Raw genomic sequence first — 25,579 nt, 5'->3', positions numbered from 1 at the left:
CTCTGTGGACAAAATTTTAGAGAAGCCATACAAGAGCTCCAACAAAATTGAGAAAACCAATAAAAACCTCAGCAGTTTTATCAAATCTGGAAAAAATGCGCCTAAAATTTTTAATTTTACCAAAAAAACACTCAATCAAATGACGTTCTTTGTAGATATGCTCATCGTAATACCTTTGCACTTTTCGATTCCGTTTTGGCGGAATAACTACTGTACATCCCTTGTCTTCAAGACTTGTAACAAAGGCATTGCTATCGTAGCCCTTGTCAGCTACTACAGTAGAGTTATAGATACTTTCGGTCAACACTTGTGCCTGCGTAATTTCATTTCTTTGACCAGGAGTCAGAGTAAATTTAAGTGGATTTCCAAGTGCATCGACAAGCGCATGTATTTTAGTTGTAAAGCAACCTTTGCTCCTCCCTAAAGCTTCTTGATCCTTGGAGTTTTTTGTATATCCAGATGAACATGGATGGGCTCGAATGATCGTACCGTCGATTATAGCAACTTCTAAATCAGGCTCTTGTTTAGTATATTCAAGCAATTTTTTCCAGACATCTCTTTCACACCATCTTTTAAATCGCTTATGTATACTCCTGTAATTACCATAAGTTTTTGGTAAAAGTCTCCATTGGCAACCACTTCGCACTATGTACCACACTGCCTCTATGAATATTCTTAAACGTTTTTCATCTTTGCTGTGCATTCCTTTTACGCTTTTTATGAACTCTAAAATTTGTTTCCAATTTTCCTCTTTGATGTAATATTGCATATGGTAGTTTCTCCATTTTTTACCTATTAGGCTAAACTACCATCTTTTTCTCTCTTTTCATATTTTTTGTCCACAGAGCCTAGTTATATTCAATTATATTCGAAAATATCCTATTAGCAAAGAATACTTGTGAGACACACACTAAAGAATGAATTTTGGTAGGCATAAAAGCAGCTATTTTATGTTAAAATACAACATTTTGATGAAATTATAAGAAAGGCTGGATCCGAGTAGTCAGCTACCCGTCAGTGCATGTTGAAAAATCATTTTATGATCTAAATCAGTTTTTTTACAGGTAACTTCTAAGCTTATCAATTTTTCCAAGATCTTCTTAAGTTCTGAAAGTTGCAAACTTTTCAAATGAGATTTAAAACTCTGCAATTGTTTAAAAAACAATGGAGGGCATAGCTGATCAATCGCAGCCTGCTCACTCATTCCACCTTGCACTGACAGCAAAACGGTTTCAAGGCGTAGGAAATAATTTGATATAATGCGAATTAGTGCTATCGGTGAAAAATTTTCTTGCGATATCAATGCATCAGAAATTCTAATGAAGCGCGACATATCTTTACTTGCTATGGCAGAGCATAAATCATCAAGTGTAGCATAGTCATTGCCGGAAGTTGAAAAGCATAATTCTATATCAGTAAGTTTTAGGTCTTTTCTCTCCCCTAAGTACAAAACTAACTTCTCAAGTTCTGAACATATAGGCAGCTTTCTATGGTTAAAATAAGACTGCAAATGATGAATTATCTCATTTGTGCATTTTATATCATTTTGTTTTAAGTAACTTGATATAATATCATAAAGATTGCTGTTGCTGTCTTTATAGCAAGCAATTACACCAAAAATTTTTGAACTCTCCATATAACTTTTGGTTGCAGAATTGTGTGGAAGATCAGTTGCTGTCATCATTACATAATGACCACTTGCGTTATAATCCAACACGTTTTTTAACTCTTTGGATATACCTCCACTCACATTTATCAGCTTAATTAATTTTTTGCTGGTAAACATCGAAATGTTTGCCAATTCAGAAAACAGTAAACCGGGTGACTTATTCACTATTGCAAAATCCATCACCTGAACTGAATACTCATCCAAACTGGCAATTATTTCTTGTACATAAAAATCAACCCTACTGTTATCATTTCCATGAATTAACACACCACTTAAAGCATCAGGTTTCTCTAGGAATCTTTTAACTTTGGATGGTGTAACCCTCATGCCACCTATATGATATCATTCTCATTTGACTGTACATGAGTATCCAAAGACTCTGAGTCTCCTTGTGCAATATTATGCACATCACCTGCTACATCATCTGACTCTTCTGTTTTTCCTGTAATATAATTATAAAATTTTTTCACAGGTTGAGATATATATTTGGAAAAAAATCCTTCTTCGCTCATATTGCTTACTCCATAAAACTAACAACTTATCATTAGCACATAAACAATAATATAGCAAATTGTGCTAAGATAGTGATGTTTTATAATGAGTATATTACAAAATTATTAACATTCGAGATTAAAATTAAGCCAACCTGCTTAATACTAGCCTTATAAAATAAGCGATAATTAAATATACGGCTGCAACAAGTATAATTGCAGGTCCAGTTAACAAATCAAAACTTGCAGATAACATGAGACCTGATATCCCAGAGATTACAGAAAAAACTGTTGCAACAATAATCATCTCCATTGGAGTTTTCGAAATGAGCCTTGCAGATGCTGCTGGTATTAGCAAAAATGCAGCAATGAGTAATATTCCTATTAATTGGGCAGCAATTGCTATAAATATAGCAAGAGTGATTAAAAATTCTAGTCTAACAAAGGTAACATTAATTTTTTCAACTACTGCTAAATCTTGATTAATTGAAATCATTAACCAATAACGCCATCTAAATATTAATATCAAAGTAACTACTGCAGAGGTTAAAAAAATCAATACTATATCACTTTGATCGAGCGTTAATATATCACCAAACAGTGAGCTAATAATACTATTATTGCCAGATGGAAGAAAAGACATAAGTATTAAACTCGATGATAAAACTACATTGGTAACAATGTTCAATATCGTATCAGCAGAATATAATCTGTTAAAATTAAGAGAAAGTAGTATAGCAAATGTAATTGCAATGAGCATTATGCTAAGCGATGGGCTAATCTTAAAGATCAAAGCAAGTGCAATACCAAGCAATGAAGAATGGGACAAACTATCACCAAGATAAGATAACCTTTGCCATATCATAAACGATCCTAAAGCGCCTGTTACTAGGCTAATTACGACTACTGCAACTAGACTGTTGATGAAAAAATCCTGGGTAAACATTTCAAACATGCTATATGGCTATTAGATAACTGACAACAAATCTATCTTCGGATATCAGAATATTATGGGTTCTGCATGCAGAACCTGTTGTCATAAATTCAAAATTTAAACTTTTTTGTTCCATAAGATAGGACTTCACTGAAGAACTTAGTATATTGCGTGTTTTATCAGTACCTATTATCAAAATTTCTATTTCCTCTGTTAAAAAAGATTTAAAATGTTCCTTACTATTTATATCACTTTCTTTCAATTTAATCACCTTTTCAGGAAAAATTATAATTGAGCCATAATATTCTTGATTGTTTACCAAAAATTTTCCTTCCCTGTAACCATTTATAAGATTTTTATTCTCGGAAATTAAGGGCATAAAGTCAAACTATTAATTGAGTGTCACATACCCACCATTCTGGTTGCTTTTTTCCGATATTAACTGCAGCAGCTTTTGCATTTTCCTCACTATCGAATATTCCAAAACATGCTACACCACTGCCTGACATGCGAGAAAGTATAGAGCCTTCTTGTGACTCAAGTGTTGATATCACATCCTTAATTTCAGGTACAAGGCTTATTGCTATTTCTTGAAGATCGTTTCTCGTCTCTTTAAGAAACTTCAACAAATCCTTTTCAGCGTCATCGCTCCATTTAATTGGCTCAGAAAATTTTCCTTCATGTTTGGAAAATACCTCTGGTGTACTCAAAAACTTTTTTTTCGGTTTCACAAGCACCACATTCGTGGGTAAAGAGAACTTTTTTATGTGGCACAATTCTTCACCAATACCTCTAACAAAAACAGGCTTGCTATCTACACTTGCGGGAACATCAGCGCCAACGTTTAAGGCTATTTCATTTAAAATCGTCCTATCAATCTTCCACAGCTTCCCTAGCGTACGTACCACAGCTCCAGCATCTGAGGATCCGCTACCAAGTCCTGCAGCAATTGGTATGTTTTTTACAACCTTTACAGTGACTTTAGTGCGTACAGGAGCATGCCTAAGCAGCAGATTAACCGCTTTCATTACAGTGTTATATTGGTTATTTATTTTAGACTCGGAGTTTATAAATTCAACTGTAGAGTTATCGTATCTAGAATCCTTCTCACCTACTTTTATTTCCAAAAAATTAGAGAGATTAGCAAAGACAAATAAACCTTCAATCAAGTGATACCCTGTTTCTTTTTTGTCTACAACATGCAAAAAAAGATTGATTTTTGCAGGCGCCTTTACACAAAAACTTTTCATTATATATCTTCACTAAGATTATTTTTACATTATATGTATAATGCTATTCTAGTCAACTTTTATAAGGTTTTCGCACTTCTGATGAGATCAAATGCCATAAATCCTAATTTCTCTGTGTGGGTAAATGCATCTGCTGGTACAGGCAAAACAAAAATCTTAATAGACAGGGTATTGAGACTTTTATTAGAAAACAAAAGAAATATTCTCTGCTTAACGTTCACCAATGCTGCAGCAAACGAGATGGAGAATCGCATTCACAGCATACTCAGTAAGTGGGCAATATGTTCAGATAGTGTGTTGGCAGCAGATCTAGAACAACTAGATTTCTTTCCGATGTCATTCCAGTGCGTGACGCTGGAATCCAGTAAAAAAAAAGAATGGATCCCAGTGTCAAGCACTGGGATGACAAAGGAGAGTGCTGGGATAACGGAGGGATCCAGAAAAAATGAAGCACTTGATCGTCACTTAACAAGAGCAAGAAGGCTTTTCTCTGAACTGGAAAATCTTGGTCTAACTATACAAACCATACACGCTTTCTGTTACAAATTAATCTCCAGCTTTCCTATAGAAGCTGGCATTGCTCCAAATTGCACGCTGAGTGAATGTAAAGAATTACATTCCATCATATTCAATAAAGTGCTTCATAACGAAACTGTGCAGGATGATATCAACCTTATTGCAACTGAAATTGATGAAAATAAACTACGCGATTTGCTTTATACTTTATGTATAAAAAGATCGATATCAGCAAATGATTCGAAATATATCAAAGATAAATTGAGCGCCCCAGATGAAATTCATGACTTACAGAGTGAAACAATTGAGCACGTGGAAAGACTAGCCGAGATATTAAGTGAAGGCAGTAAAAGAGATCAGAGTTATAGTGCAATACTTTATTCTACTGTCATTCCAGTGCTTGACACTGGAATCCAGAAAAAAAGAACCAGTGTCAGCTACTCGGATGACACCGGAATAAAGTGGAATGACACCAAAATAGAAAACCTAGCCAAGGTATTTCTAAAATCAGAATCGCACGAAAAAAAGAGCATATCATCCATTGCAACAAAAAGTATTTTGGAGAAATTTAGAGATGCAGAGCAAATAATAGAGAGCGTTCAGAATGTAGTATTTACCCATATAAGAGACATGAACTCTTATCAAATATTCAAGAGAACCAGTAGCTTACTTGGTATATTTAAAGTATATGTTGATTTATATAATAGTGAAAAATCAAAAAATGCACTGCTTGACTACAATGATATAATCAACTTAGCAACAAATCTTCTCAGCAATCCAAACTATAAAGATTGGATATTGTTTAACTTGGATCAAAAAATAGATCACATCCTTGTTGACGAGGCACAAGACAATAGCATCAGCCAGTGGAAAATTATAACAAATCTCTGCGATGAATTTTTTGCCGGTGATGATGAAAAGCGAACCTTATTTGTAGTTGGTGACGTAAAACAATCCATATACAGATTTCAAGGAGCAAATCCCCATCTATTCAACTATATGCAACAATACTTTCATACGAAAACTGGTGGTAGAGATTGGATATCATGCCAACTTGAAAAGTCATTTCGTTCAACTCCAGAAGTTTTGATGCTTGTAGATAGAATATTTAATAACTTCCGCGCAGAAATATCTTTTAATGATAATGAAATAAAACATGTTCCACATAGAGAAAATGACCAAGGATATATTGAAATTTGGCCAGCGTTACCAAGGCGCAAAGAGAAAGAACAGCAAGCTTTACAAATTCCTCTGACATGCAAGGAAGGTTATACAATAGCAGATCGATTACTTGCTCAAACAATAGCTAACAGAATTCACAATTGGTTAAACGAAGGGCGGATTTTAGTCGCTAAAGATCGCCATATAGAACCAAGAGACATTATGGTTCTGGTACGACAACGAAACGTATTAGTTGATTACATAATAAGCGAACTTAAAAAAGCAAACGTGCCAGTTGTAGGCCGGGATTATTTTAGAATTATGGACTATATAGCCGTGCAGGACTTAATAGCTTTGGCCGAATTTTTACTCCTCCAGGCAAATGATTTAGCTCTTGCAAATGCTTTAAGATCACCGCTATTTAATTTCACCGAGGATGATTTATTTAACATTGCATACGACCATAAAGAGCATTCACTATGGGAAAGAATTCAGGATTATTCTGTGGTTATCTATAGTGAATTAAACTATCTCATTAACTTATCTCGCACAGAATCCCCTCTCGCATTATTCACGCATATACTGCGCACAGGTAAGAAGAAATTTGCTGCAAGGCTAGGTCTTGAGTGCTTCGAGGTTCTAGACGAATTTATGAACCTTGTGTTGCAATTTGAAAATCCATCTCTTCAAGCATTTGTTCAATGGATCAAGGAGAATAATCCGGAGATTAAGAATGATATGCAATCAGAACGCAATGCTGTGCGAATAATGACAATTCATAAATCAAAAGGTCTGCAAGCTCCCATAGTATTTTTGGTTGATACAAACACAGTGCCAAGAAACAGTGAAAGCATTATCTTTGATGGAACAGAAGTGCCATTTTGGTGTGGAAAAAACAACAACGCTTATTGTGATCAAGTAAAAAGAGAGAAAAAACTAGAGGATTATAATGAATATTTGCGTTTATTATACGTAGCACTCACACGTGCTGAAGATGAGTTATACATCTTAAGTAAAGAGCCAGTGCAAAAGGGCTCTTGGTATGATCTAATCACTCAGTATGGAGAACCATATGAAAAGAAACAAAGGGGTTTACAGCCAATATTTAAAGAAAAAGTTGAAGTGCTATGTGTGAATGCAAACTACCCTTATATTTATAAAAAACGTGATTATTTTGATATTCCGGTCATTTCGCTTCCGCCAAACCTATCAATGTCATTCCAGCGCCCTCTTTCGTCATTCCAACATCCTTCCTTGTCATCCCAGCGTCCTCTCCTGTCATCCCAGTGCTTGACACTTGGATCCAGTAAAAAAGAAGGAAAATCAGCATCAGCTACTTGGATGACAGATGGTTATACAAGAGGCCTGATCATTCACAGCATATTACAATATATGCCCAAGATAGAAAAAGAAAGGAGAAAAAATTGGGTCAGAAAATATCTTGACAATATAAACACCAGTGAAGATAAGGATGAAATTTACAGTAAAATATTGGCCTTTAATGAAAAATATGGCTATTTGTTTGACTTGGAAGGCAAATCAGAGATTACACTGAGTGGAACAATTGATGGCAAGTCAGTATTAGTACGACTAGATAGGCTATGCATAACGCAAGATAAAGCAATCATAATTGACTACAAATCACACCGTAACGTTTCTGTTTCCTTATTAAATGAAATAAAAAAACAGATGTTAATCTATAAAACCTTAGTACAAGAAATATATCCAAACAAGCAAGTAGAGTGTGTGGTTATTTGGGTGGAAGATTTAACTCTGCAATCTGACTTTTGATGAAACTTGATTGCAAGAGTGCGGTAAAAGAATCTATAGCTAAAGTCATTCTGGTTTAGCAACCAATTTAAAAAACGACAAATTCGTCATTCCAGTGCCTTCTTCTCCTGTTATTCCAGTGCCCTCTTTCTTGTCATCCCAGTGCGTGACACTGGGATCCAGAAAACTTAATTGCAAGTAATACATTGAGTTTGGTGAGTATGGGTTTTGCGTTATAGAATGAAGCACTTTTGGTGAATTTGTAAAGAAAACTGGATTCCAGTGTCAAGTACTGGAATGACAAGTTCTCGGCAACCCCTACGTCATCCCGTCACGGTATCTCTTAGCCGCTAACACGTAGCGGAATGACGATTGTCGGTAAATCTAAAGACCTGCTGCGAATCAAGCGATAAAAAAAAGGAAAGGAGGGTGAATAAAATCAAGGTTAACTAAAAGGCGTGCTTAAGATTTACAATACCAGCAATAATATTGAACCTCAAGTTATATTTTTTCTGAAAATTGCGATAAACATTCGACATAATCTTAAATATCTTTATCTCTCGGATCTTATTTTCTACTCTCATTCTAAATGATGCTAACCTTCTATTATGCTCTTTCTGCTCTGGAGTTAATGGCTTTTTACGATACTTTTTATATGGAATTATAACATTGCTTTGCAATTTTTGCCAACCTTGATATCCAGAATCAGCATGTTTTATGCTATCAAGTGGTAAATATTTTTCTTGTTTCCTTATGCGAAAATCACTAATTCTACCACGGTATGACTTTGACACTGATAAAATTCTTCCTCCTTCTTCGATAATAATCTCAGTTTTCATAGTGTTGGTTCTTTTTTTTCCTGAATATGATTTCTTCCGTTTTTTACTATCTTCTGGCCTCTGTATTTGCTGTTCTGTAACATCAGCCAAAATCTTCAGTATTTTTTCTGGCGTCATACTTCTATCTTTTGTTATAGTCACTTTTTTGGCGAGTAATGGCTCTATTCTCTTAAGTAACCTACATACATTTGCGTTGTGCACATTGAATAGGCATCCTAAAAATCTATGTGTTATGTAAGTGCGATAGTACAAAATTACGCAAAACAACTTATCTTCCAGAGTTGGTAGTTTTGATCTTCTACCATGACACTTTTTCTGTTTTTCAAGTTTTTTCCATCCAGACCTCACTTTTTCTACTACTTTTTCGAACTCCTCTATACTTAAACCTGTTATATTACGAAAGTTTCTTGGGTGTTTTTTCATATTATAGTAACTAAAGCTCATTTTTTTTCCTTACTTGATCTGCTTATTCTTCTTCTACCCCTCTCACATCATTTTTTCAATCACCTTTTGCAGCAGGTCTTTTGCTGTGCATTCCTTTTACGCTTTTTATGAACTCTAAAATTTGTTTCCAATTTTCCTCTTTGATGTAATATTGCATATGGTAGTTTCTCCATTTTTTACCTATTAGGCTAAACTACCATCTTTTTCTCTCTTTTCATATTTTTTGTCCACAGAGCCTAGGCTCTGTGGACAAAATTTTAGAGAAGCCATACAAGAGCTCCAACAAAATTGAGAAAACCAATAAAAACCTCAGCAGTTTTATCAAATCTGGAAAAAATGCGCCTAAAATTTTTAATTTTACCAAAAAAACACTCAATCAAATGACGTTCTTTGTAGATATGCTCATCGTAATACCTTTGCACTTTTCGATTCCGTTTTGGCGGAATAACTACTGTACATCCCTTGTCTTCAAGACTTGTAACAAAGGCATTGCTATCGTAGCCCTTGTCAGCTACTACAGTAGAGTTATAGATACTTTCGGTCAACACTTGTGCCTGCGTAATTTCATTTCTTTGACCAGGAGTCAGAGTAAATTTAAGTGGATTTCCAAGTGCATCGACAAGCGCATGTATTTTAGTTGTAAAGCCACCTTTGCTCCTCCCTAAAGCTTCTTGATCCTTGGAGTTTTTTGTATATCCAGATGAACATGGATGGGCTCGGATGATCGTACCGTCGATTATAGCAACTTCTAAATCAGGCTCTTGTTTAGTATATTCAAGCAATTTTTTCCAGACATCTCTTTCACACCATCTTTTAAATCGCTTATGTATACTCCTGTAATTACCATAAGTTTTTGGTAAAAGTCTCCATTGGCAACCACTTCGCACTATGTACCACACTGCCTCTATGAATATTCTTAAACGTTTTTCATCTTTGCTGTGCATTCCTTTTACGCTTTTTATGAACTCTAAAATTTGTTTCCAATTTTCCTCTTTGATGTAATATTGCATATGGTAGTTTCTCCATTTTTTACCTATTAGGCTAAACTACCATCTTTTTCTCTCTTTTCATATTTTTTGTCCACAGAGCCTAGAAAATGCTTTACTTATGTTTTTTGATTTTTCCTTAAAGAGCTTAGATAAATCCTCTATTTTATACTTATTCTTAGTTTCAGTGTTACTGTTGTGCATAGTTGATACAGCAAATTCATCAACGCAAAGGTAAATAAAAAAGATTAATCAGTCAATAAATTAATAATCAGAATAGGGCAATTTTTCGGATTGTTGATGATATTTAAAATTTCACTATAATGAAAGTTTAAGCCAGCGTTTTTAAGATGAATAAAGAGTTATTAGATGACATACTTTCACTTGAAGATAAAGCAGTTTCCGAAATTGAGAATGCTTCTTCTTTGCAAGATTTAGAAAAAGTTAGGCTATTATATTTGGGAAAAAAGGGTGTAGTTAGAGCGTATTTTGATAACTTAAAAAAGATAGAAAATGCAGAAAAAAAGCGTGATTTAGGCGCAGTTATTAACGCTTTACGTGATAAGATAGATCATCTTATCATGAATAGGGAAAATGTGCTAAAAACAGAAGAAGTTAACTTTAAATTGCAGAACGAGGCAGTTGATATTACGTTGCCTATTAGACCAGAAAAAATCGGCAAGATCCATCCACTCAGTAAAGTTATAAATGAAGTAAAGCTTATTTTTGCACATATGGGTTTTAAAGCAGTTGATGGCCCTGACATTGAAGATGAATTTCATGTATTTGATGCACTGAATACTCCAAGTCACCATCCTGCGCGAGAGGAGCAAGATACCTTCTACTTAAAGAATAAAATAGATGATAAAAGAATGGTGCTGCGCACTCATACCTCATCTGTACAGATTAGAACCATGGAAAAAACAAAAAAATTCCCAATTAAAATAGTAGCCGCAGGTAGAGTATACAGAAACGACTTTGATGCAACTCATACTCCTATGTTTCACCAGATAGAAGGGTTATATGTCGATGAAAACGTCAATATGGGCCAGTTAAAATTTACTATTCATCACTTCCTTAATAAGTTTTTTGGAGATAAAGGGCTGAAGATACGTTTTCGTAATAGTTTTTTTCCTTTTACTGAACCCTCTGCGGAAGTGGACATAAGTTATAAAGATAGTAAATGGATAGAAGTGCTTGGATGTGGTATGGTGCATCCAAATGTCTTTCAAAATGTTGGAATAGACCATACTAAATACAACAGTTTTGCGTTTGGCATTGGTATAGAAAGGCTTGCGATGCTAAAATATCAAATCAGTGACCTAAGAAGCTTTTACGATAACAAAATCAGTTGGCTTGATCATTATGGTTTTCATTTTTCATCTTTAAGATAAGTGATAAATAAAGCTCATACTTTTATCATACTTGCTGCCGGGCATGGCAGGCGGATGAATTCAGATTTGCCTAAGGTTCTGCACAAAATAGGCAATTTTTCCATGCTCCAGCATGTTATTTACAATGCAAAACAGTTAAATCCTGAAAATATTGCTGTTGTAGTTGATCTGCCTTTAATTGAAAGACTAAAGTGCTTTGAGGATATACAGTTAATTACACAAGAATCAACACTCGGTACGGGAGATGCAGTCAAAACTGCGATGAGAAACCTGAAAGAATTGCCAGATTTAAGCATAGTTGTTGTGCAGTATGGAGATACTCCGCTCATAAAAAGCAGCACAATAACTAAAATGGTTGGTTGCTTAGAAGGCAAGGCTCTAGTTTGTCTTGGTTTCAAAACAAGCAATAAAGAATACGGTAGGTTAATCATCAAGGATGGTTCTTTAGTAGAAATCTTAGAGGCACAAAATGACAAAAATGTTGATGAAGAGTTCCTTGCCAATGCTGGAATAATGGTTGCATATGCAAAGAATTTACGTGAATTGGTGGAGAAAATAGAGTGCAATAGCTCAACTCATGAGTATTACTTAACCGATATAGTCTCCATTGCGGTGGAACATGGTTTGAACGTCGGTTACGTTATTACCGGTGGAGAAGAAGCAACTGGAATAAATAACAGAAATGACCTTATAAAAGCTGAATTTTACTTTCAAGAAAATAAAAGAAAAGTTTTTACCGACTCCGGAGTAACGCTTGTTGCGCCAGAAACTGTTTTCTTTTCTCTTGATACGCAAATTACCAGAGATTCAGTGATTTACCCATACGTTTTTTTTGGTCCTGGAGTGAAAATAGAGTCTGGTGCGAAAATACTGCCATTTTCGCATTTAAAAGACTGCTTAATTAAAAGTAATGCTGAGGTCGGTCCATTTACCAGAATACGCGGAAACACAACAATTGGTAATAAGGCAAAAATAGGAAATTTTGTGGAAGTGAAAACAAGTGAAGTTGGTCAAAACACTAGAATAAAACACTTAAGTTATATAGGAAATGCTAAAGTAGGGCAGGAGAGTAATATAGGAGCAGGCACTATTGTTTGTAATTATGATGGGAAAAATAAACATGAAACGAATATAGGGAGCAATTGCTTTGTTGGCGCCAATAGCTCACTAATTGCGCCGCTTAATATTCATGATGAATCTGTAATTGCAGCAGGTAGTGTTATAGTTGAGGATGTACCAGAAAAAAGCCTTGCAATAGCAAGGGAAAAGCAGGTGATTAAGAGAATAAAGTAATTCGCTGTAATTATATTAGACTTCTTGCATTACCTCCCAGGCCACAACTGTCATTCAATAGAAACAAAAAAAATTGCTTTACAAACTTCGCCAGCCCCCTTATTATAGTATTAAGGGTCTTTTTGACTCAAAACTTGTTTTTGATCTGCGCAGGTTCAATGACAAAATTCAGTAAAAAACTCAGGGTATCTTTTGGCGGATTACATAAAATTATAGCTGCTGTATGTCTTTTAAATTTTTTCTACATTCAGCCAAACCGCGCTTAAACTAAGCGTCAGCACATTATTATAGCGCCAATTTAAAGTATTAGAGGGTCAAAACCAGCACCACGGGGTTTCTTTTGCCTTTTTTTTCATTTGGTAAATTTCTTAAATATTTATGGCTAAACGACAACCGTCATCCCGCTGCTTGTGAGCGGGATCTAGGCTCTGTGGACAAAAAATATGAAAAGAGAGAAAAAGATGGTAGTTTAGTCTAATAGGTAAAAAATGGAGAAACTACCATATGCAATATTACATCAAAGAGGAAAATTGGAAATAAATTTTAGAGTTCATAAAAAGCGTAAAAGGAATGCACAGCAAAGATGAAAAACGTTTAAGAATATTCATAGAGGCAGTGTGGTACATAGTGCGAAGTGGTTGCCAATGGAGACTTTTACCAAAAACTTATGGTAATTACAGGAGTATACATAAGCGATTTAAAAGATGGTGTGAAAGAGATGTCTGGAAAAAATTGCTTGAATATACTAAACAAGAGCCTGATTTAGAAGTTGCTATAATCGACGGTACGATCATCCGAGCCCATCCATGTTCATCTGGATATACAAAAAACTCCAAGGATCAAGAAGCTTTAGGGAGGAGCAAAGGTGGCTTTACAACTAAAATACATGCGCTTGTCGATGCACTTGGAAATCCACTTAAATTTACTCTGACTCCTGGTCAAAGAAATGAAATTACGCAGGCACAAGTGTTGACCGAAAGTATCTATAACTCTACTGTAGTAGCTGACAAGGGCTACGATAGCAATGCCTTTGTTACAAGTCTTGAAGACAAGGGATGTACAGTAGTTATTCCGCCAAAACGGAATCGAAAAGTGCAAAGGTATTACGATGAGCATATCTACAAAGAACGTCATTTGATTGAGTGTTTTTTTGGTAAAATTAAAAATTTTAGGCGCATTTTTTCCAGATTTGATAAAACTGCTGAGGTTTTTATTGGTTTTCTCAATTTTGTTGGAGCTCTTGTATGGCTTCTCTAAAATTTTGTCCACAGAGCCTAGTTGTCTAGTGAGAGATATATCGCTATTTGAAGGTTGTGTATCTCCGCTTGGATGATTGTGAGATATTACAATGGATGTTGAACCAATCAAAAGTGCGCGCTTGATGATCTCTCTGACATAAAGAGGAGTTTGATCTACTGTACCAATATTTTGCAGGTCTTCCGCTATTAGACGATACTTCTTATTCATGTAGATGACGCGAAAATTTTCCTTATTGAGGCTTCCTATACTTATTCTTAAATAATCAAGCAATTTTTCCCAGTTATCGATTACAGGCAGGTTTTTTATTTCTTCTCTTGCAGAACGAACAAAGGCTTGTTTTACATAAAAGATGGCAGATATCGCTGCATTGCTGACACCATCAACGTTTTGCAGCGCTTCCAGGTCAGCATTAAAAACTTTATTTAAGCTGCCAAAACTTTCTATCAAACTCTTTGCCACCGGTTTTACATCAATTCTACTATATGCTGAATATAAAATGTGCTCTAAAACTTCATAATCAAGTAATGATTGTCCATTATCTAAAATAATTTTCTCTCTTAGGCGCTTTCTATGCCCCTTTTTGTAATTTTTCATCATCAATGAATTGCTTATCTCTTGTATAATAAGAAATTAGATTTTTAAGTAAAATATTTAATAAAGCGCATGACGCACAATTGTAAGAACATTCATTTTTAAAGACAGCAAATGGTGTCATGAAAGTAGCTGAGACACTGTCCTCCTTTGTCATCAGAGTAGCTGACACTGGTTCCTTTACGACGGCAGTGCCCAGAGGTGTCATCCCAGTGCGTGCACATAGTGCAAAAAATTAAAAATAAGACGCCAATACGTAATACTGTTGTCGTTTAATCTGCACAGATTGAAGATAAATGAATACCTTCAGTATCATGATAAAGGGGCTGGCGAAGGGTGTCAAGTAGTTTTTAGCTCTGCTTTCCAAGGCTTTTACTCGTGACAACCACTGTGCCTGCGATCTTATCATGCCAAGTTTGACAGCGTTTGTTGAAATTTGACCATAAAAAGCCCAAGAATAATGGTGCAACTGATAGTATGAGGGAAAAAAATCTCTTGGTTGCTTGCCTTAAAGTCATTTTTCCGAAGGTTTGTGCATCCACAACTCTGAGCCCAAATAATAGTTTTCCAGGTGTAGTAGCAAACTTTACCCACATATATATTACATAGCAAAAGAGCATAATAAACTGGACTATTTGATTTAGGATCAGTAACTTAATGAGTCTACTCTGCGTTACTGTTTCCTCTGTAGATAATGGCACTTGCATTTCATATTTCGCGGCAATTTGGCTTAATATTTTGCTATCCTCTGAGTTCATAAAGAGCTGATTTAAGGCTTGGCCGCAAAACTGCAAGAACAAAACGATAATAATCAAATCAAGCAATACTGATATATAGCGCCTGAGGCCCGTTACATAACATATTCCATTTTCGTCTTTCTTTACCTTTTGAATAACATTTATAGAAGAAAAAATAGAGAATAAACGATCAAAAAATTTATGTAACATATATATGCTTTCCAATATTTAACGTGCCCCTGGCCGGACTTGAACCAGCATGCTTTTGCAAGCAACAGATTTTGAGTCTGCCGTGTCTACCATTCCACCACAGGGGCCTTAAGGTTTAATGCTATAGGTAGCACAAAATTAGTCAAATTTTATATGTCTTTCAAATCAAAACTAAATATTCTACAATAATCAACAGTTACTCTCAAAACTTAAAATGAATGAATTAGCTAGTCTCCTCAGTTCAAGAAGTGTAGACAAGGAAATATGTAAATTACCGCATAATCTAGAAGCTGAACAGATGCTTATTGGTGCAATGATTCGTGATAATAGAATCTGTGATGCAGTTGAAGATACAATTACGGCAGAGAATTTCTATGATCCATTACATCAGAGTATCTTTACGCAAATATCCAAAACCAGGAAACACGGTATAGTTGCCAATGAACTAAGCCTCAAAATGTTTTTTGAGAACGACCAAGCGTTTACCGAATGTGGTGGGGTAGAGTACTTAGCAAAGCTTGCAGCGAAGGCAAGTATTGCGCTTGATATCTATAGTTTGACTAAAATAATCCGTGATACTTACTTAAGGAGATGTTTAATTAAGCTCGGGCAAGAAATAGTTGGTGATAGCTACAACTACGATATTGAAAATCCTGCACAGGCGCAAATTGAACAAGCAATGACAAAATTGTTCAATTTGGCAGTAAAAAAACAAGGTGAGAAAACATATATAAAACTTGCAAGTTCAATTAAAGATGTAGTTGAGAAGATCAGCACACTGAAAAATAATCCAGAAGCGCTAGGCGTTACAACCGGACTTCAAGATCTAAATCAGCTTCTTGGTGGTCTACAAAAATCTGATTTATTAATTTTAGCTGCAAGGCCTTCTATGGGTAAAACAGCATTGGCGCTAAACATCGCACTTAATGCTTGTAAGATGTTGCAAAAAAGAGCAGATAAGCAACACTATGTAGCGTTTTTCTCGCTCGAAATGTCAGCAGAGCAATTAACTGCAAGGCTGATCACTATAGATTCAGGGATTAGTTATTATAAGGCATTAACCGGGAGAATTAGTGATTTTGAATTGCATGAATTTATCAATACTAGTACAGAATTATCTGAACTGCCTTTCATCATAGATGACACCCCTGCGCTATCAATTAGTGCCCTTCGCACCAGAATACGCTTGCTGTATCAATTATATAATGTAGAAGTGGTATTCATTGATTATTTGCAGCTAATCAGAGGAACAACAAAAAGGAGTAATGAAAATAGAGTGCAAGAAATCTCGGAAGTGACGCAGGGTTTGAAAGCAATTGCAAAGGAGCTAAATATTCCCATTGTTGCACTATCTCAGCTCTCTCGTTCTGTTGAGCAGAGGGATGATAAAAAACCACAACTTTCTGATTTACGTGATTCAGGGAGCATAGAGCAAGACGCAGATATAGTAATGTTTCTCTATAGAGAAGAGTATTATGAACTAAGAAAACAGCCAAATGAAGGAAACAATAAACATCGGGAATGGCAAGAGAAAATGGAAAAAATTAGAAACATTGCAGAGCTCATTATTGCAAAGCAGAGAAATGGACCAATTGGCAGTGTGAAGCTATATTTTGACTCTAACAGAGGTGCATTTAAAGATTACACGGAAAGGCATAGTTCATAGCTTGGCAGCAATCTTCTTGTTCCCAAGTTTATCAATTATTTTTTTTATGTAAAGATAGCTTGACAACTTCTTAAAAATCCTTTTATAATGGTATTATATTTTATAATACGTGAGATGATGAATAAAAACAATGTACCCTATTATATAGCTGGAACTCTGGCTACTTTCACTTTATTAGCATCTGGAGTGTTTGCTGCAGCTCCTTATATTGGTTTCTTAGCTCCAGTTGCAGCATTAAGTGTTGGCTTGCCATTTATTATTGGTTATGCTGTGTTTTCTGTTGTAACTATTGCACTTTCGTATAAAGCAATTAGTGAGAACAAAACAAATTCTGAGTTAAAAAATAAAATGAAAGCTCAAGAGCAAACAATTTCTGGGCAAAAAACTCAACTAGCTAAAAAAGAAGCGGAAGTAAAAGCTAAAGAGGAAGAAAATTCTAAGTTAAAAAATAAAGTAGAAGCTAAAGAGGAAGAAAATTCTAAGTTAAAAGATCAAGTACGCACTCAAAAGCAGAAAAGTTCTGAGCAAAAAACTCAACTAGCTGAAAAAAATAAAAAGATAGAAGAAGACAAATTAAAAGTGGCAATTGCTGATGGCACTGTTCAGCTTGCAAAAGGAACAGTTAATAGCGCTGTTTGGTTTGCAAAAGAAGCAGTTAATGGTGTCTTGTATTCTGGCAAATATGCTTACGATAATTATGTGCCATCAACTGAGTCTACAAAAGGAACACTTAGTGGTATTGGAGGTGGCTTGAAAAATACTTATGATGCGTCAATTGCATCTGTAAGAGGAGCACTTAACAGCGTTGGAAGCAGCTTGTACAGTAGGATTTATGGTACTAAGGTTTCTAGTCCGGAAGAGCAGTTTAAGCGTGAAGATGGATCTAAACCTAGCATGCAAGAACTAACTCGTTTGGATTATTTAAATCTTGAGGTTCTTTCCAGTGAGCAAAAGCAACGAGCTAATAGTTTGGATTATTTAAATATTGATAACGTTCCTAAGCAACCTGATCATTTAAATGTTGATGCTGCTAAAAGTTATTTAATGAGTCTTTCTGAGGATCAGGATGTATTTTATGATGCAGAATCTGGTGATGAAAAAGGTACTGAGATTTCTAGCCCAGAAAGTCAGCCAACTAAAGAAGAAAATGGTCAAGGCTGGTTTGCATGGAGCCTAGGAAAGGTTAAGTCGGCAATGACTGAAGTAGTAGTGATAGATGCTGATGTTACTAAACCATATTTTGCTAAAGTAACTAAGGCACTTGCCACCTAACTTGAATATGTAGACAGCGGTGTGCACCGTTGTTAACTAAAGATAATCCCATCCAGGAGAAATAGTTTTTACACTATTTCTCCTCTTTAGCATCAACCCTCAAAAAAACCGGCGTAGGTTTAGGCAATGTTATGCCTGAACTTACGCACGCGTCGCACAAAGATTTTAAATCTCGTTGTTCTTTCGGAATTTGCAGTTGATTTAGTATCATCTCTGCTGACTTGGGAATGATTGGCTGCAATAAAATGCCTATTATCCTGATATATTCCAGTAACTTGTAAATTACTAAATTCATGCGCTCTCTGTCAGTTTTGCTTAGTGTCCAGGGTGCACTTTTGTCTATATAGGCATTTGCTTCAGAAGAGATGTTGATGATTAGAAGTATGATATGGTTAAATTCATACTTTGATAGGTGATTCATCACTTGATCGAGTATAGCTTTGCAACCTGGAAGACTTTCTTCACCTTTAAGTAGGCTTTGATCGATTGTTGGTACAATTCCAGAACATTGCTTGTGTAAAAATGAAATTGTTCTTTGTACTAAATTGCCTATGTTGTTTGCCAGTTCTGAATTTATCCGGCTGATCATATTTTTCTTACTAAAGTTGCCATCCTGACCGAAGCTTGCTTCCCGAAGGAGAAAATAGCGTAGCTGATCAACACCAAACTCTTGAGCGAGGCCAATTGGATCTATGACATTACCAAGGGACTTGGATATTTTCTCTCCCTCGTTCAACCACCAACCATGAACTGCAATTTGTTTTGGCAGTGGCAGGTCTGCTGCAAGGAGAATCGCTGGCCAATATACAGCATGAAAGCGCAATATGTCTTTACCGATTACATGAACGTTGAAAGAGTTGTCAGCTAGGTTTGCAGCGCTTGACACTGGAATCTGCGTTTTCCCTTGGTTTGGTGTCATTCCAGTGCTTGACACTGGAATCTGTGTTTCTGGTTCTGCCCAAAACCTCTTATATTCCTCACCTTCAGTACTAGGGAAACCTATTGATGTAAGATAATTGGTTAATGCATCTATCCAGACATAGATTACGTGTTTGTCATTACCTGGTACTTTTATTCCCCAGTTAAAACTAGTGCGAGAGATTGAGAGGTCAATGAGCCCTGATCTTACAAACGATATCACTTCATTTCTTCTGCTCTCAGGAAAGATAAAACTTGGCTGATTTTTATAGAGTTCCAGTAATTTGTCTTGCCAGTTTGACAAGCGAAAAAAGTAGCTCTCTTCTTTTATCCACTGAACTTCTGCGCCTGTTGGTGCTTTGCCATCTATCAGCTCTGATTCCTGATAAAATGCTTCATCACGAACTGAATACCAACCCGAATAGGAATCCAAATATATTTGCCCTCTCTCTTCAAGTCTATTCCATAAAGCTATAACTGCTTTTTTGTGACGTTCCTCCGTAGTGCGAATAAAATCGTCATACTCAAAATTCATGAACTTAGCCAATTCTTTAAATGAAACGCTCACTTCATCTGTAAATTCTTTTGGCTGCATTTCCTTTGCTTTAGCTGCTTTTTCTATTTTTTGTCCATGTTCATCTGTACCGGTGGTAAATTTGACATTTTTCCCAGCTAGTTTCATGAACCTTGCCACCACGTCACACAAGAGAGAAGTGTATGCATGACCAATATGCGGCTTATCGTTTACGTAATATACTGGCGTGGTGATGTAAAAGTTCTCGAATTGTTCCATGGTTTAGCATTTTGATAAAAATCAACTGAGTTAATTATAGTATTAAAAAGGCAGTAATAAATAAATATTAATTGGGTTAAGCATAATTTTTGAAAAAAGCTATTTACTGAAATTTTATTAAAATAAGAAACAATCAGGCATGATTATTGAAAGAACAATGAGAAATTTTCTTGTAATTCTATTTATAGTTTTCTATGCATTTGATACACACGCTGATGGAGCAACAGATGTAATGTGTAATGTAATAGGTTACGTTCATAGAATAGGTGGACCAATGATTACAGTGGTAATAATTGGTTCAAGCTTACTTGCAATATTTGGCAGAATGCCTTGGCCTGCACTTTTCGCACTGGGTATGTTTGTTGCTATAGACCTGCTGCAAAAGGTGATTGAAAAAATGATGTGAGAGGGGTAGAAGAAGAATAAGCAGATCAAGTAAGGAAAAAAAATGAGCTTTAGTTACTATAATATGAAAAAACACCCAAGAAACTTTCGTAATATAACAGGTTTAAGTATAGAGGAGTTCGAAAAAGTAGTAGAAAAAGTGAGGTCTGGATGGAAAAAACTTGAAAAACAGAAAAAGTGTCATGGTAGAAGATCAAAACTACCAACTCTGGAAGATAAGTTGTTTTGCGTAATTTTGTACTATCGCACTTACATAACACATAGATTTTTAGGATGCCTATTCAATGTGCACAACGCAAATGTATGTAGGTTACTTAAGAGAATAGAGCCATTACTCGCCAAAAAAGTGACTATAACAAAAGATAGAAGTATGACGCCAGAAAAAATACTGAAGATTTTGGCTGATGTTACAGAACAGCAAATACAGAGGCCAGAAGATAGTAAAAAACGGAAGAAATCATATTCAGGAAAAAAAAGAACCAACACTATGAAAACTGAGATTATTATCGAAGAAGGAGGAAGAATTTTATCAGTGTCAAAGTCTTACCGTGGTAGAATTAGTGATTTTCGCATAAGGAAACAAGAAAAATATTTACCACTTGATAGCATAAAACATGCTGATTCTGGATATCAAGGTTGGCAAAAATTGCAAAGCAATGTTATAATTCCATATAAAAAGTATCGTAAAAAGCCATTAACTCCAGAGCAGAAAGAGCATAATAGAAGGTTAGCATCATTTAGAATGAGAGTAGAAAATAAGATCCGAGAGATAAAGATATTTAAGATTATGTCGAATGTTTATCGCAATTTTCAGAAAAAATATAACTTGAGGTTCAATATTATTGCTGGTATTGTAAATCTTAAGCACGCCTTTTAGTTAACCTTGATTTTATTCACCCTCCTTTCCTTTTTTTTATCGCTTGATTCGCAGCAGGTCTTATGTTTTTTGGTGCTCCTCAAATTGTAACAAAGGTAACAGAAAAAGAAGTTTGTTGTCTTTTTAAAGGTCAAACCTTGGAGAATGGAAAGTGTGTTGCTGCTCCTGGATATGAACGTGTAGGTACAGGTTATGCTTGTCGTTCCGGTTGGGCGCTAACTAATAAAGGCTACTGTATAAAAGCTGGCCAAGATCCTTCAAAGTATTGGAAGTGAAAATGGTGCTTTTATAGAGTTAAATCTAACAAACCGCAGAGTATATAATTAACATCCACGCCTTTAGTTAGATTCCACTCACGCTTTATTACGTTGTACTCCATGCCAGCCATGTTTTGCAGCGTTACATTATTTTCTCTTAAGTGATTTGCAATTTCTGACGGCTTGAGAAATTTATTCCAGTTATGTGTACCTTTTGGCAGCCAATTTAATATGTACTCTGCACCAATTATTGCAAGACAAAAGGATTTAATAGTTCTATTTATTGTGGATATAAAGATTAACCCCTCCGGTTTTAGCAGTTCTATCGCTTTTTTCATGAAAAGCTCTAAATTATCCACATGTTCAACTACTTCCATCAGCAGAACCACGTCGTACTTCTTGTCATTGCTTAGCTCTTCAATGCTGGTGTGTATATATTCTATATTTAACCCTACTTTTTTCGCATGTGAATGCGCTACTTTTATGTTTTCTTCACATACATCTATTCCCACAACGTTAATGCCAACGCGTGCCATTGACTCTGACAAAATGCCACCACCACACCCGACATCAAGCAATGATAATTCTTTTAAATTGCATTTTTTTAACTCTTTTATTTTCTCAATAATGTAAGATACTCTAACAGGATTCATCATGTGCAATGGTTTGAATTTGCCGTTCTCATCACACCACTGGCCTGCCATTTTAGCGAATTTTGATATTTCATCTTCGTTATAAGTTTTTGTTTTTTTTTTCTTAGAGGTTATATTGCTGAGTTTATCAAGGCGTTTTTTATGTCTGCTTTCTTTTGAAAATTCTGTTTCGAGGAATTGTTTGACTATGTCTTTTGCTAATCCACTCGCAGTAAATCCTGCACCAAGACACAGTACATTTGCGTTGCCATGCTCGCGAGCTAATTTTGCGATTTCAACACTATTACACAAAGCAGCGTAGATTCCTTCAAAACGATTTGCCACAGTACTCATGCCCAAACCTGTACCACAAATTAATATCCCATAATTTGCTTTTTTGCTTGTTATATCTTCTACAACTTTAACAGCATAGTCTGGATAATCCACGCACTTTTGCTGAGCAGTGCAGCCTTGATCTACCACTCTATAACCTAGGGTTTCCAGGTAAGATTTTATTTCTGATTTTAATTCATAACCAGCATGATCTGAAGCAATTGATATTACATCTAACATATAAGAAATAAGGACATTTTATATGGGTTTGAACTTTCTGTCAAGTCATTCAATGCTTCTGATCTTTTGGGAGTTCTAAAGCTATAGCTAAGGTTTTCCTACGTCATACCGCAATTCATTCCACAACTGTACGAACGTTGCGATTTGAGTCCACCAAGGAAGGGCCAGTGCCCAGACACTGGGATCCAGAAAACTTAATTTTAAATAAGTACACCAGATAGCTGTATAATAAGAACTGGATTCCAGTGTCACGCACTGGAATGACATCATTTATTATGCAACATCGTGTCACATTGCAACGTTCGTACAGTTGTGGAATGAATCGCGGTATGACGGTTAAGTAGGGTGTCATCCCAGTGCCCAGACACTGGGATCCAGGAAAATTGATTGTAAACGAGCAAACATTTTCGATAAAATTACCGAAAAGCTGGATTCCAGTGTCACGCACTGGAATGACATCATTTATTATGCAACATCGTGTCACATTGCAATGTTCGTACAGTTGTGGAATGAATTGCGGTATGACGGTTAAGTAGGGTGTCATCCCAGTGCCCAGACACTGGGATCCAGGAAAATTGATTGTAAACGAGCAAACATTTTCGATAAAATTACCGAAAAGCTGGATTCCAGTGAGTGTCAAGCACTGGAATGACACCATTCGCTGTACAGTTTACCTTTAAAAATGAATGTTCGTACAGTTATGAATTCATTCGCGGTATCTCAGCATAGATTCCGCTAACATGCAGCGGAATGACGAGTTCATAGCTTACCAAATTATCGGTAAATCTGAATTGCTTTAGTTATAGAAATAAATTTCGAGTCAGATGTGTATAAATTCTATATAATTTTTATCCTACTACTAATTTAACAAGATGGATCACATAGATATTATAAAATCAAAATTATTATTATCCGACATAGTAGGTAAAAAAGTCAGATTAATAAAAAGAGGAGATAGTTTTGTTGGGCTCTGTCCATTCCATAACGAAAAAACCCCATCTTTTTCGGTGAGCAATACTAAGGGGTTATATTACTGTTTTGGTTGTTCAGCCAGTGGTGATGCATTTGAATTTATTTCACAAACTGAAGGATTAAGCTTTAAAGAAGCATTGGAAAAATTAGCATCGGTTACAGGTGTTGAACTGCCCAAAAGTCTTAGTATTACAAAAGAGGACAATAAACTATTTTTAGCGCTTGATTTAGCTGCAAATTGGTTTGCACAAAAAAATCAAGGTGTTGTAGATTATTTAAAGCAGCGTAAGATTTCACCTAAAATCATAGATAAATTTAAGATAGGTTATGCACCAAGCTCTGGTTTGAAAGAGTATTTAAACTCTTCAGGTATTGAAGACAAAATTTTAATTGATATTGGATTAGTAAACAAAAATTTTCGTGATTATTTTTATGACCGGCTGATATTTCCTATACAGAGCATTGCAGGAAGAGTTATTGGTTTTGGCGGACGTGCGCTGAGCTTTGAGCAACAGCCAAAATATTTAAACAGCCCAGAGAGTCAGCTCTTCAAGAAGAGGGAGAATTTATACGGGTTAAACTTTGCTTTAAGCGAAATACGTAAAAAACAGCACATATTTGTTGTTGAAGGATATATGGACACTATAGCGCTACATCAAGCGGGAATTAGTAATGCAGTTGCTCCGCTTGGTACCGCAATTTCTGCAGAACAGATAAAAAATCTATGGAGATTTGCTAAAGAAATCTCCATCTGTATGGATGGCGATAGTGCTGGACGTCATGCTGCTACCCGAGTTGCAGAACTTGCTCTGCCAATATTAGAGCCTGGATACACGTTAAAGTTTGTGACTTTGCCGAGTAATAAAGATCCATACGATATATGTAACGAACTGGAATACAAGAAAGAAGACGTGTTGACTGCTCTTGACCATTCAACAAAACTGCATTCTGAATATTTATGGCATCACATAATCGATAGCAATTTGCAAAATTATGAAAAACTGGCTCCGGAAAAATATTCAATTCTTGAGCACAAGTTCATGGAATATGTAAATACTATTAGCAACAGCAGTATTAGAAGGTATTACAGAGATTATTTTTACAATAAGGCTAGTGAACTAAGAAGTAGCTTCAAAAAACAGATTTTTAATAGTAAAACTAGAGCAACAAAAGGTGAGTATCTTCATAATAAATCTCCAGAGCTAATTGAAGCAGAGCAAAATCAGGCCGTAATTTTGCGTATAGCCGTAGAATTTCCTGAAATCTTGAACCGTCCTATATTTTTTGAGCAATTTTCTCATTTTGAATTTACTAATGAGATGAAAAAATTACAACAGCGTGTAATTGATGTAATAAGTAACAAAAGCAAACTCGATAAAGAGCAAGAATTGAAGCAGTCTAACGTTATAAAGTATGTATTTGAAAAAACTAGTGTACTAAATAGCCAACTGAACAAGAGAAAATCTGCAGAAATTGTGTGGAATAATATAGTGTTACTAAAAGAGTTAAATGCATTACGAAAAGAAAGAACCGAAGCGAGGCTGAGCGGTAATCTTGACTTAGAGGAAAGGTTGATAGAACAAATAAAGCAAATAGAAAGCAGTATACAAGAAATGCAAATGGAGTTTATTGAAAAGTAGATATCATCTCGTTAGTCAACAAGAAAATT

At 35.6% G+C, this 25,579-nt stretch carries 21 protein-coding genes, 1 tRNA gene and 2 pseudogenes; 11 read left to right on the top strand and 13 right to left on the bottom strand.

The window, feature by feature from the left end:
* Positions 1-16 precede the first annotated feature (16 nt).
* The 6 genes from OPR60_RS04720 to OPR60_RS04695 form a co-directional block, all read right to left on the bottom strand.
* Complete coding sequence (locus OPR60_RS04720; protein WP_265040125.1) at positions 17-769, bottom strand: IS5 family transposase; 753 nt, start codon at positions 767-769, stop codon at positions 17-19.
* A gap of 234 nt (positions 770-1,003) precedes the next feature.
* Positions 1,004-1,996 (bottom strand): DNA polymerase III subunit delta, encoded by a 993-nt coding sequence (gene holA, locus OPR60_RS04715; protein WP_265040124.1) that lies wholly within the window; start codon positions 1,994-1,996, stop codon positions 1,004-1,006.
* Positions 1,997-2,001: 5 nt separating this feature from the next.
* A complete protein-coding gene (locus tag OPR60_RS04710) occupies positions 2,002-2,181 on the bottom strand; it encodes a hypothetical protein (RefSeq protein ID WP_010082539.1) in 180 nt (59 codons plus the stop codon).
* 124 nt (positions 2,182-2,305) lie between these two features.
* Positions 2,306-3,115: a metal ABC transporter permease gene (locus OPR60_RS04705; RefSeq protein ID WP_065094813.1), complete on the bottom strand. Its 810-nt coding sequence runs from the start codon at positions 3,113-3,115 to the stop codon at positions 2,306-2,308.
* Position 3,116: 1 nt separating this feature from the next.
* Positions 3,117-3,473 (bottom strand): Mth938-like domain-containing protein, encoded by a 357-nt coding sequence (locus tag OPR60_RS04700; RefSeq protein ID WP_265040122.1) that lies wholly within the window; start codon positions 3,471-3,473, stop codon positions 3,117-3,119.
* Between the two features lie 4 nt (positions 3,474-3,477).
* Entirely contained in the window at positions 3,478-4,344 is an 867-nt protein-coding gene (locus OPR60_RS04695; protein ID WP_065094815.1) for a 4-(cytidine 5'-diphospho)-2-C-methyl-D-erythritol kinase, read from the bottom strand.
* 81 nt (positions 4,345-4,425) lie between these two features.
* Between OPR60_RS04695 and OPR60_RS04690 the strand changes: the two genes are divergently transcribed.
* Positions 4,426-7,812 (top strand): UvrD-helicase domain-containing protein, encoded by a 3,387-nt coding sequence (locus OPR60_RS04690; RefSeq protein ID WP_265040336.1) that lies wholly within the window; start codon positions 4,426-4,428, stop codon positions 7,810-7,812.
* 428 nt (positions 7,813-8,240) lie between these two features.
* Here the strand turns inward: OPR60_RS04690 and OPR60_RS04685 are convergent, their stop codons facing one another.
* A complete protein-coding gene (locus tag OPR60_RS04685) occupies positions 8,241-9,053 on the bottom strand; it encodes a transposase (protein WP_265040287.1) in 813 nt (270 codons plus the stop codon).
* 278 nt (positions 9,054-9,331) lie between these two features.
* The gene (locus OPR60_RS04680) at positions 9,332-10,084 is read right to left on the bottom strand and encodes an IS5 family transposase (RefSeq protein WP_265039632.1); all 753 of its coding nucleotides are present in this window, start codon (positions 10,082-10,084) and stop codon (positions 9,332-9,334) included.
* Between the two features lie 326 nt (positions 10,085-10,410).
* Between OPR60_RS04680 and pheS the strand changes: the two genes are divergently transcribed.
* The 3 genes from pheS (at position 10,411) to OPR60_RS04665 (ending at position 14,004) form a co-directional block, all read left to right on the top strand.
* Positions 10,411-11,454 (top strand): phenylalanine--tRNA ligase subunit alpha, encoded by a 1,044-nt coding sequence (pheS, locus tag OPR60_RS04675; protein WP_265040118.1) that lies wholly within the window; start codon positions 10,411-10,413, stop codon positions 11,452-11,454.
* The gene (gene glmU, locus OPR60_RS04670; protein WP_065094686.1) at positions 11,455-12,747 is read left to right on the top strand and encodes a bifunctional UDP-N-acetylglucosamine diphosphorylase/glucosamine-1-phosphate N-acetyltransferase GlmU; all 1,293 of its coding nucleotides are present in this window, start codon (positions 11,455-11,457) and stop codon (positions 12,745-12,747) included.
* A gap of 540 nt (positions 12,748-13,287) precedes the next feature.
* Positions 13,288-14,004: an IS5 family transposase gene (locus OPR60_RS04665; protein ID WP_265040334.1), complete on the top strand. Its 717-nt coding sequence runs from the start codon at positions 13,288-13,290 to the stop codon at positions 14,002-14,004.
* Positions 14,005-14,013: 9 nt separating this feature from the next.
* Here OPR60_RS04665 and OPR60_RS04660 read toward each other — a convergent pair.
* The 3 genes and pseudogenes from OPR60_RS04660 to OPR60_RS04650 form a co-directional block, all read right to left on the bottom strand.
* Positions 14,014-14,601 (bottom strand): annotated as a pseudogene (locus tag OPR60_RS04660) (JAB domain-containing protein); the annotation flags it as partial.
* 347 nt (positions 14,602-14,948) lie between these two features.
* Positions 14,949-15,545, bottom strand: a complete 597-nt coding sequence (locus tag OPR60_RS04655; RefSeq protein WP_265040116.1) for an RDD family protein — start codon at positions 15,543-15,545, stop codon at positions 14,949-14,951.
* A gap of 24 nt (positions 15,546-15,569) precedes the next feature.
* A tRNA-Leu gene (locus tag OPR60_RS04650) sits at positions 15,570-15,652 on the bottom strand.
* Positions 15,653-15,759: 107 nt separating this feature from the next.
* Here OPR60_RS04650 and OPR60_RS04645 point away from each other — a divergent pair.
* Together OPR60_RS04645 and OPR60_RS04640 are read left to right on the top strand one after the other, a co-directional pair.
* Entirely contained in the window at positions 15,760-17,211 is a 1,452-nt protein-coding gene (locus OPR60_RS04645; RefSeq protein WP_065094820.1) for a replicative DNA helicase, read from the top strand.
* A 117-nt stretch (positions 17,212-17,328) separates the two neighbouring features.
* On the top strand, positions 17,329-18,483 hold the full coding sequence (locus tag OPR60_RS04640; RefSeq protein WP_265040114.1) for a hypothetical protein: 1,155 nt from the start codon (positions 17,329-17,331) through the stop codon (positions 18,481-18,483).
* A 73-nt stretch (positions 18,484-18,556) separates the two neighbouring features.
* Here the strand turns inward: OPR60_RS04640 and metG are convergent, their stop codons facing one another.
* The gene (gene metG / locus OPR60_RS04635; protein WP_265040113.1) at positions 18,557-20,194 is read right to left on the bottom strand and encodes a methionine--tRNA ligase; all 1,638 of its coding nucleotides are present in this window, start codon (positions 20,192-20,194) and stop codon (positions 18,557-18,559) included.
* A gap of 157 nt (positions 20,195-20,351) precedes the next feature.
* Between metG and OPR60_RS04630 the strand changes: the two genes are divergently transcribed.
* The 3 genes from OPR60_RS04630 to OPR60_RS04620 all read left to right on the top strand — a co-directional run bounded on the left by OPR60_RS04630 (position 20,352) and on the right by OPR60_RS04620 (position 21,751).
* Complete coding sequence (locus tag OPR60_RS04630) at positions 20,352-20,600, top strand: TrbC/VirB2 family protein (protein WP_406829836.1); 249 nt, start codon at positions 20,352-20,354, stop codon at positions 20,598-20,600.
* Positions 20,601-20,663: 63 nt separating this feature from the next.
* Positions 20,664-21,476, top strand: a complete 813-nt coding sequence (locus OPR60_RS04625; RefSeq protein ID WP_265040287.1) for a transposase — start codon at positions 20,664-20,666, stop codon at positions 21,474-21,476.
* Positions 21,477-21,538: 62 nt separating this feature from the next.
* Positions 21,539-21,751 (top strand): hypothetical protein, encoded by a 213-nt coding sequence (locus tag OPR60_RS04620; protein ID WP_265040112.1) that lies wholly within the window; start codon positions 21,539-21,541, stop codon positions 21,749-21,751.
* Positions 21,752-21,762: 11 nt separating this feature from the next.
* Here the strand turns inward: OPR60_RS04620 and ubiG are convergent, their stop codons facing one another.
* Positions 21,763-22,938 (bottom strand): bifunctional 2-polyprenyl-6-hydroxyphenol methylase/3-demethylubiquinol 3-O-methyltransferase UbiG, encoded by a 1,176-nt coding sequence (gene ubiG / locus OPR60_RS04615; RefSeq protein WP_265040111.1) that lies wholly within the window; start codon positions 22,936-22,938, stop codon positions 21,763-21,765.
* 164 nt (positions 22,939-23,102) lie between these two features.
* Between ubiG and OPR60_RS07040 the strand changes: the two are divergent.
* Together OPR60_RS07040 and dnaG are read left to right on the top strand one after the other, a co-directional pair.
* A pseudogene (locus OPR60_RS07040) lies at positions 23,103-23,273 on the top strand (WPE palindromic element domain-containing protein); the annotation flags it as partial.
* A gap of 537 nt (positions 23,274-23,810) precedes the next feature.
* Positions 23,811-25,550, top strand: coding sequence for a DNA primase (dnaG, locus tag OPR60_RS04595; protein WP_065095058.1), 1,740 nt, complete (start codon positions 23,811-23,813; stop codon positions 25,548-25,550).
* The last annotated feature ends 29 nt before the right edge of the window (positions 25,551-25,579 follow it).

The sequence above is a fragment of the Wolbachia endosymbiont (group A) of Trypoxylon clavicerum genome, assembly GCF_947251665.1.
Classification (GTDB): domain Bacteria; phylum Pseudomonadota; class Alphaproteobacteria; order Rickettsiales; family Anaplasmataceae; genus Wolbachia; species Wolbachia pipientis.
The sequence above is the reverse complement of the archived record's forward strand: the minus strand, read 5'-3'. Positions and strand labels throughout refer to the sequence as shown.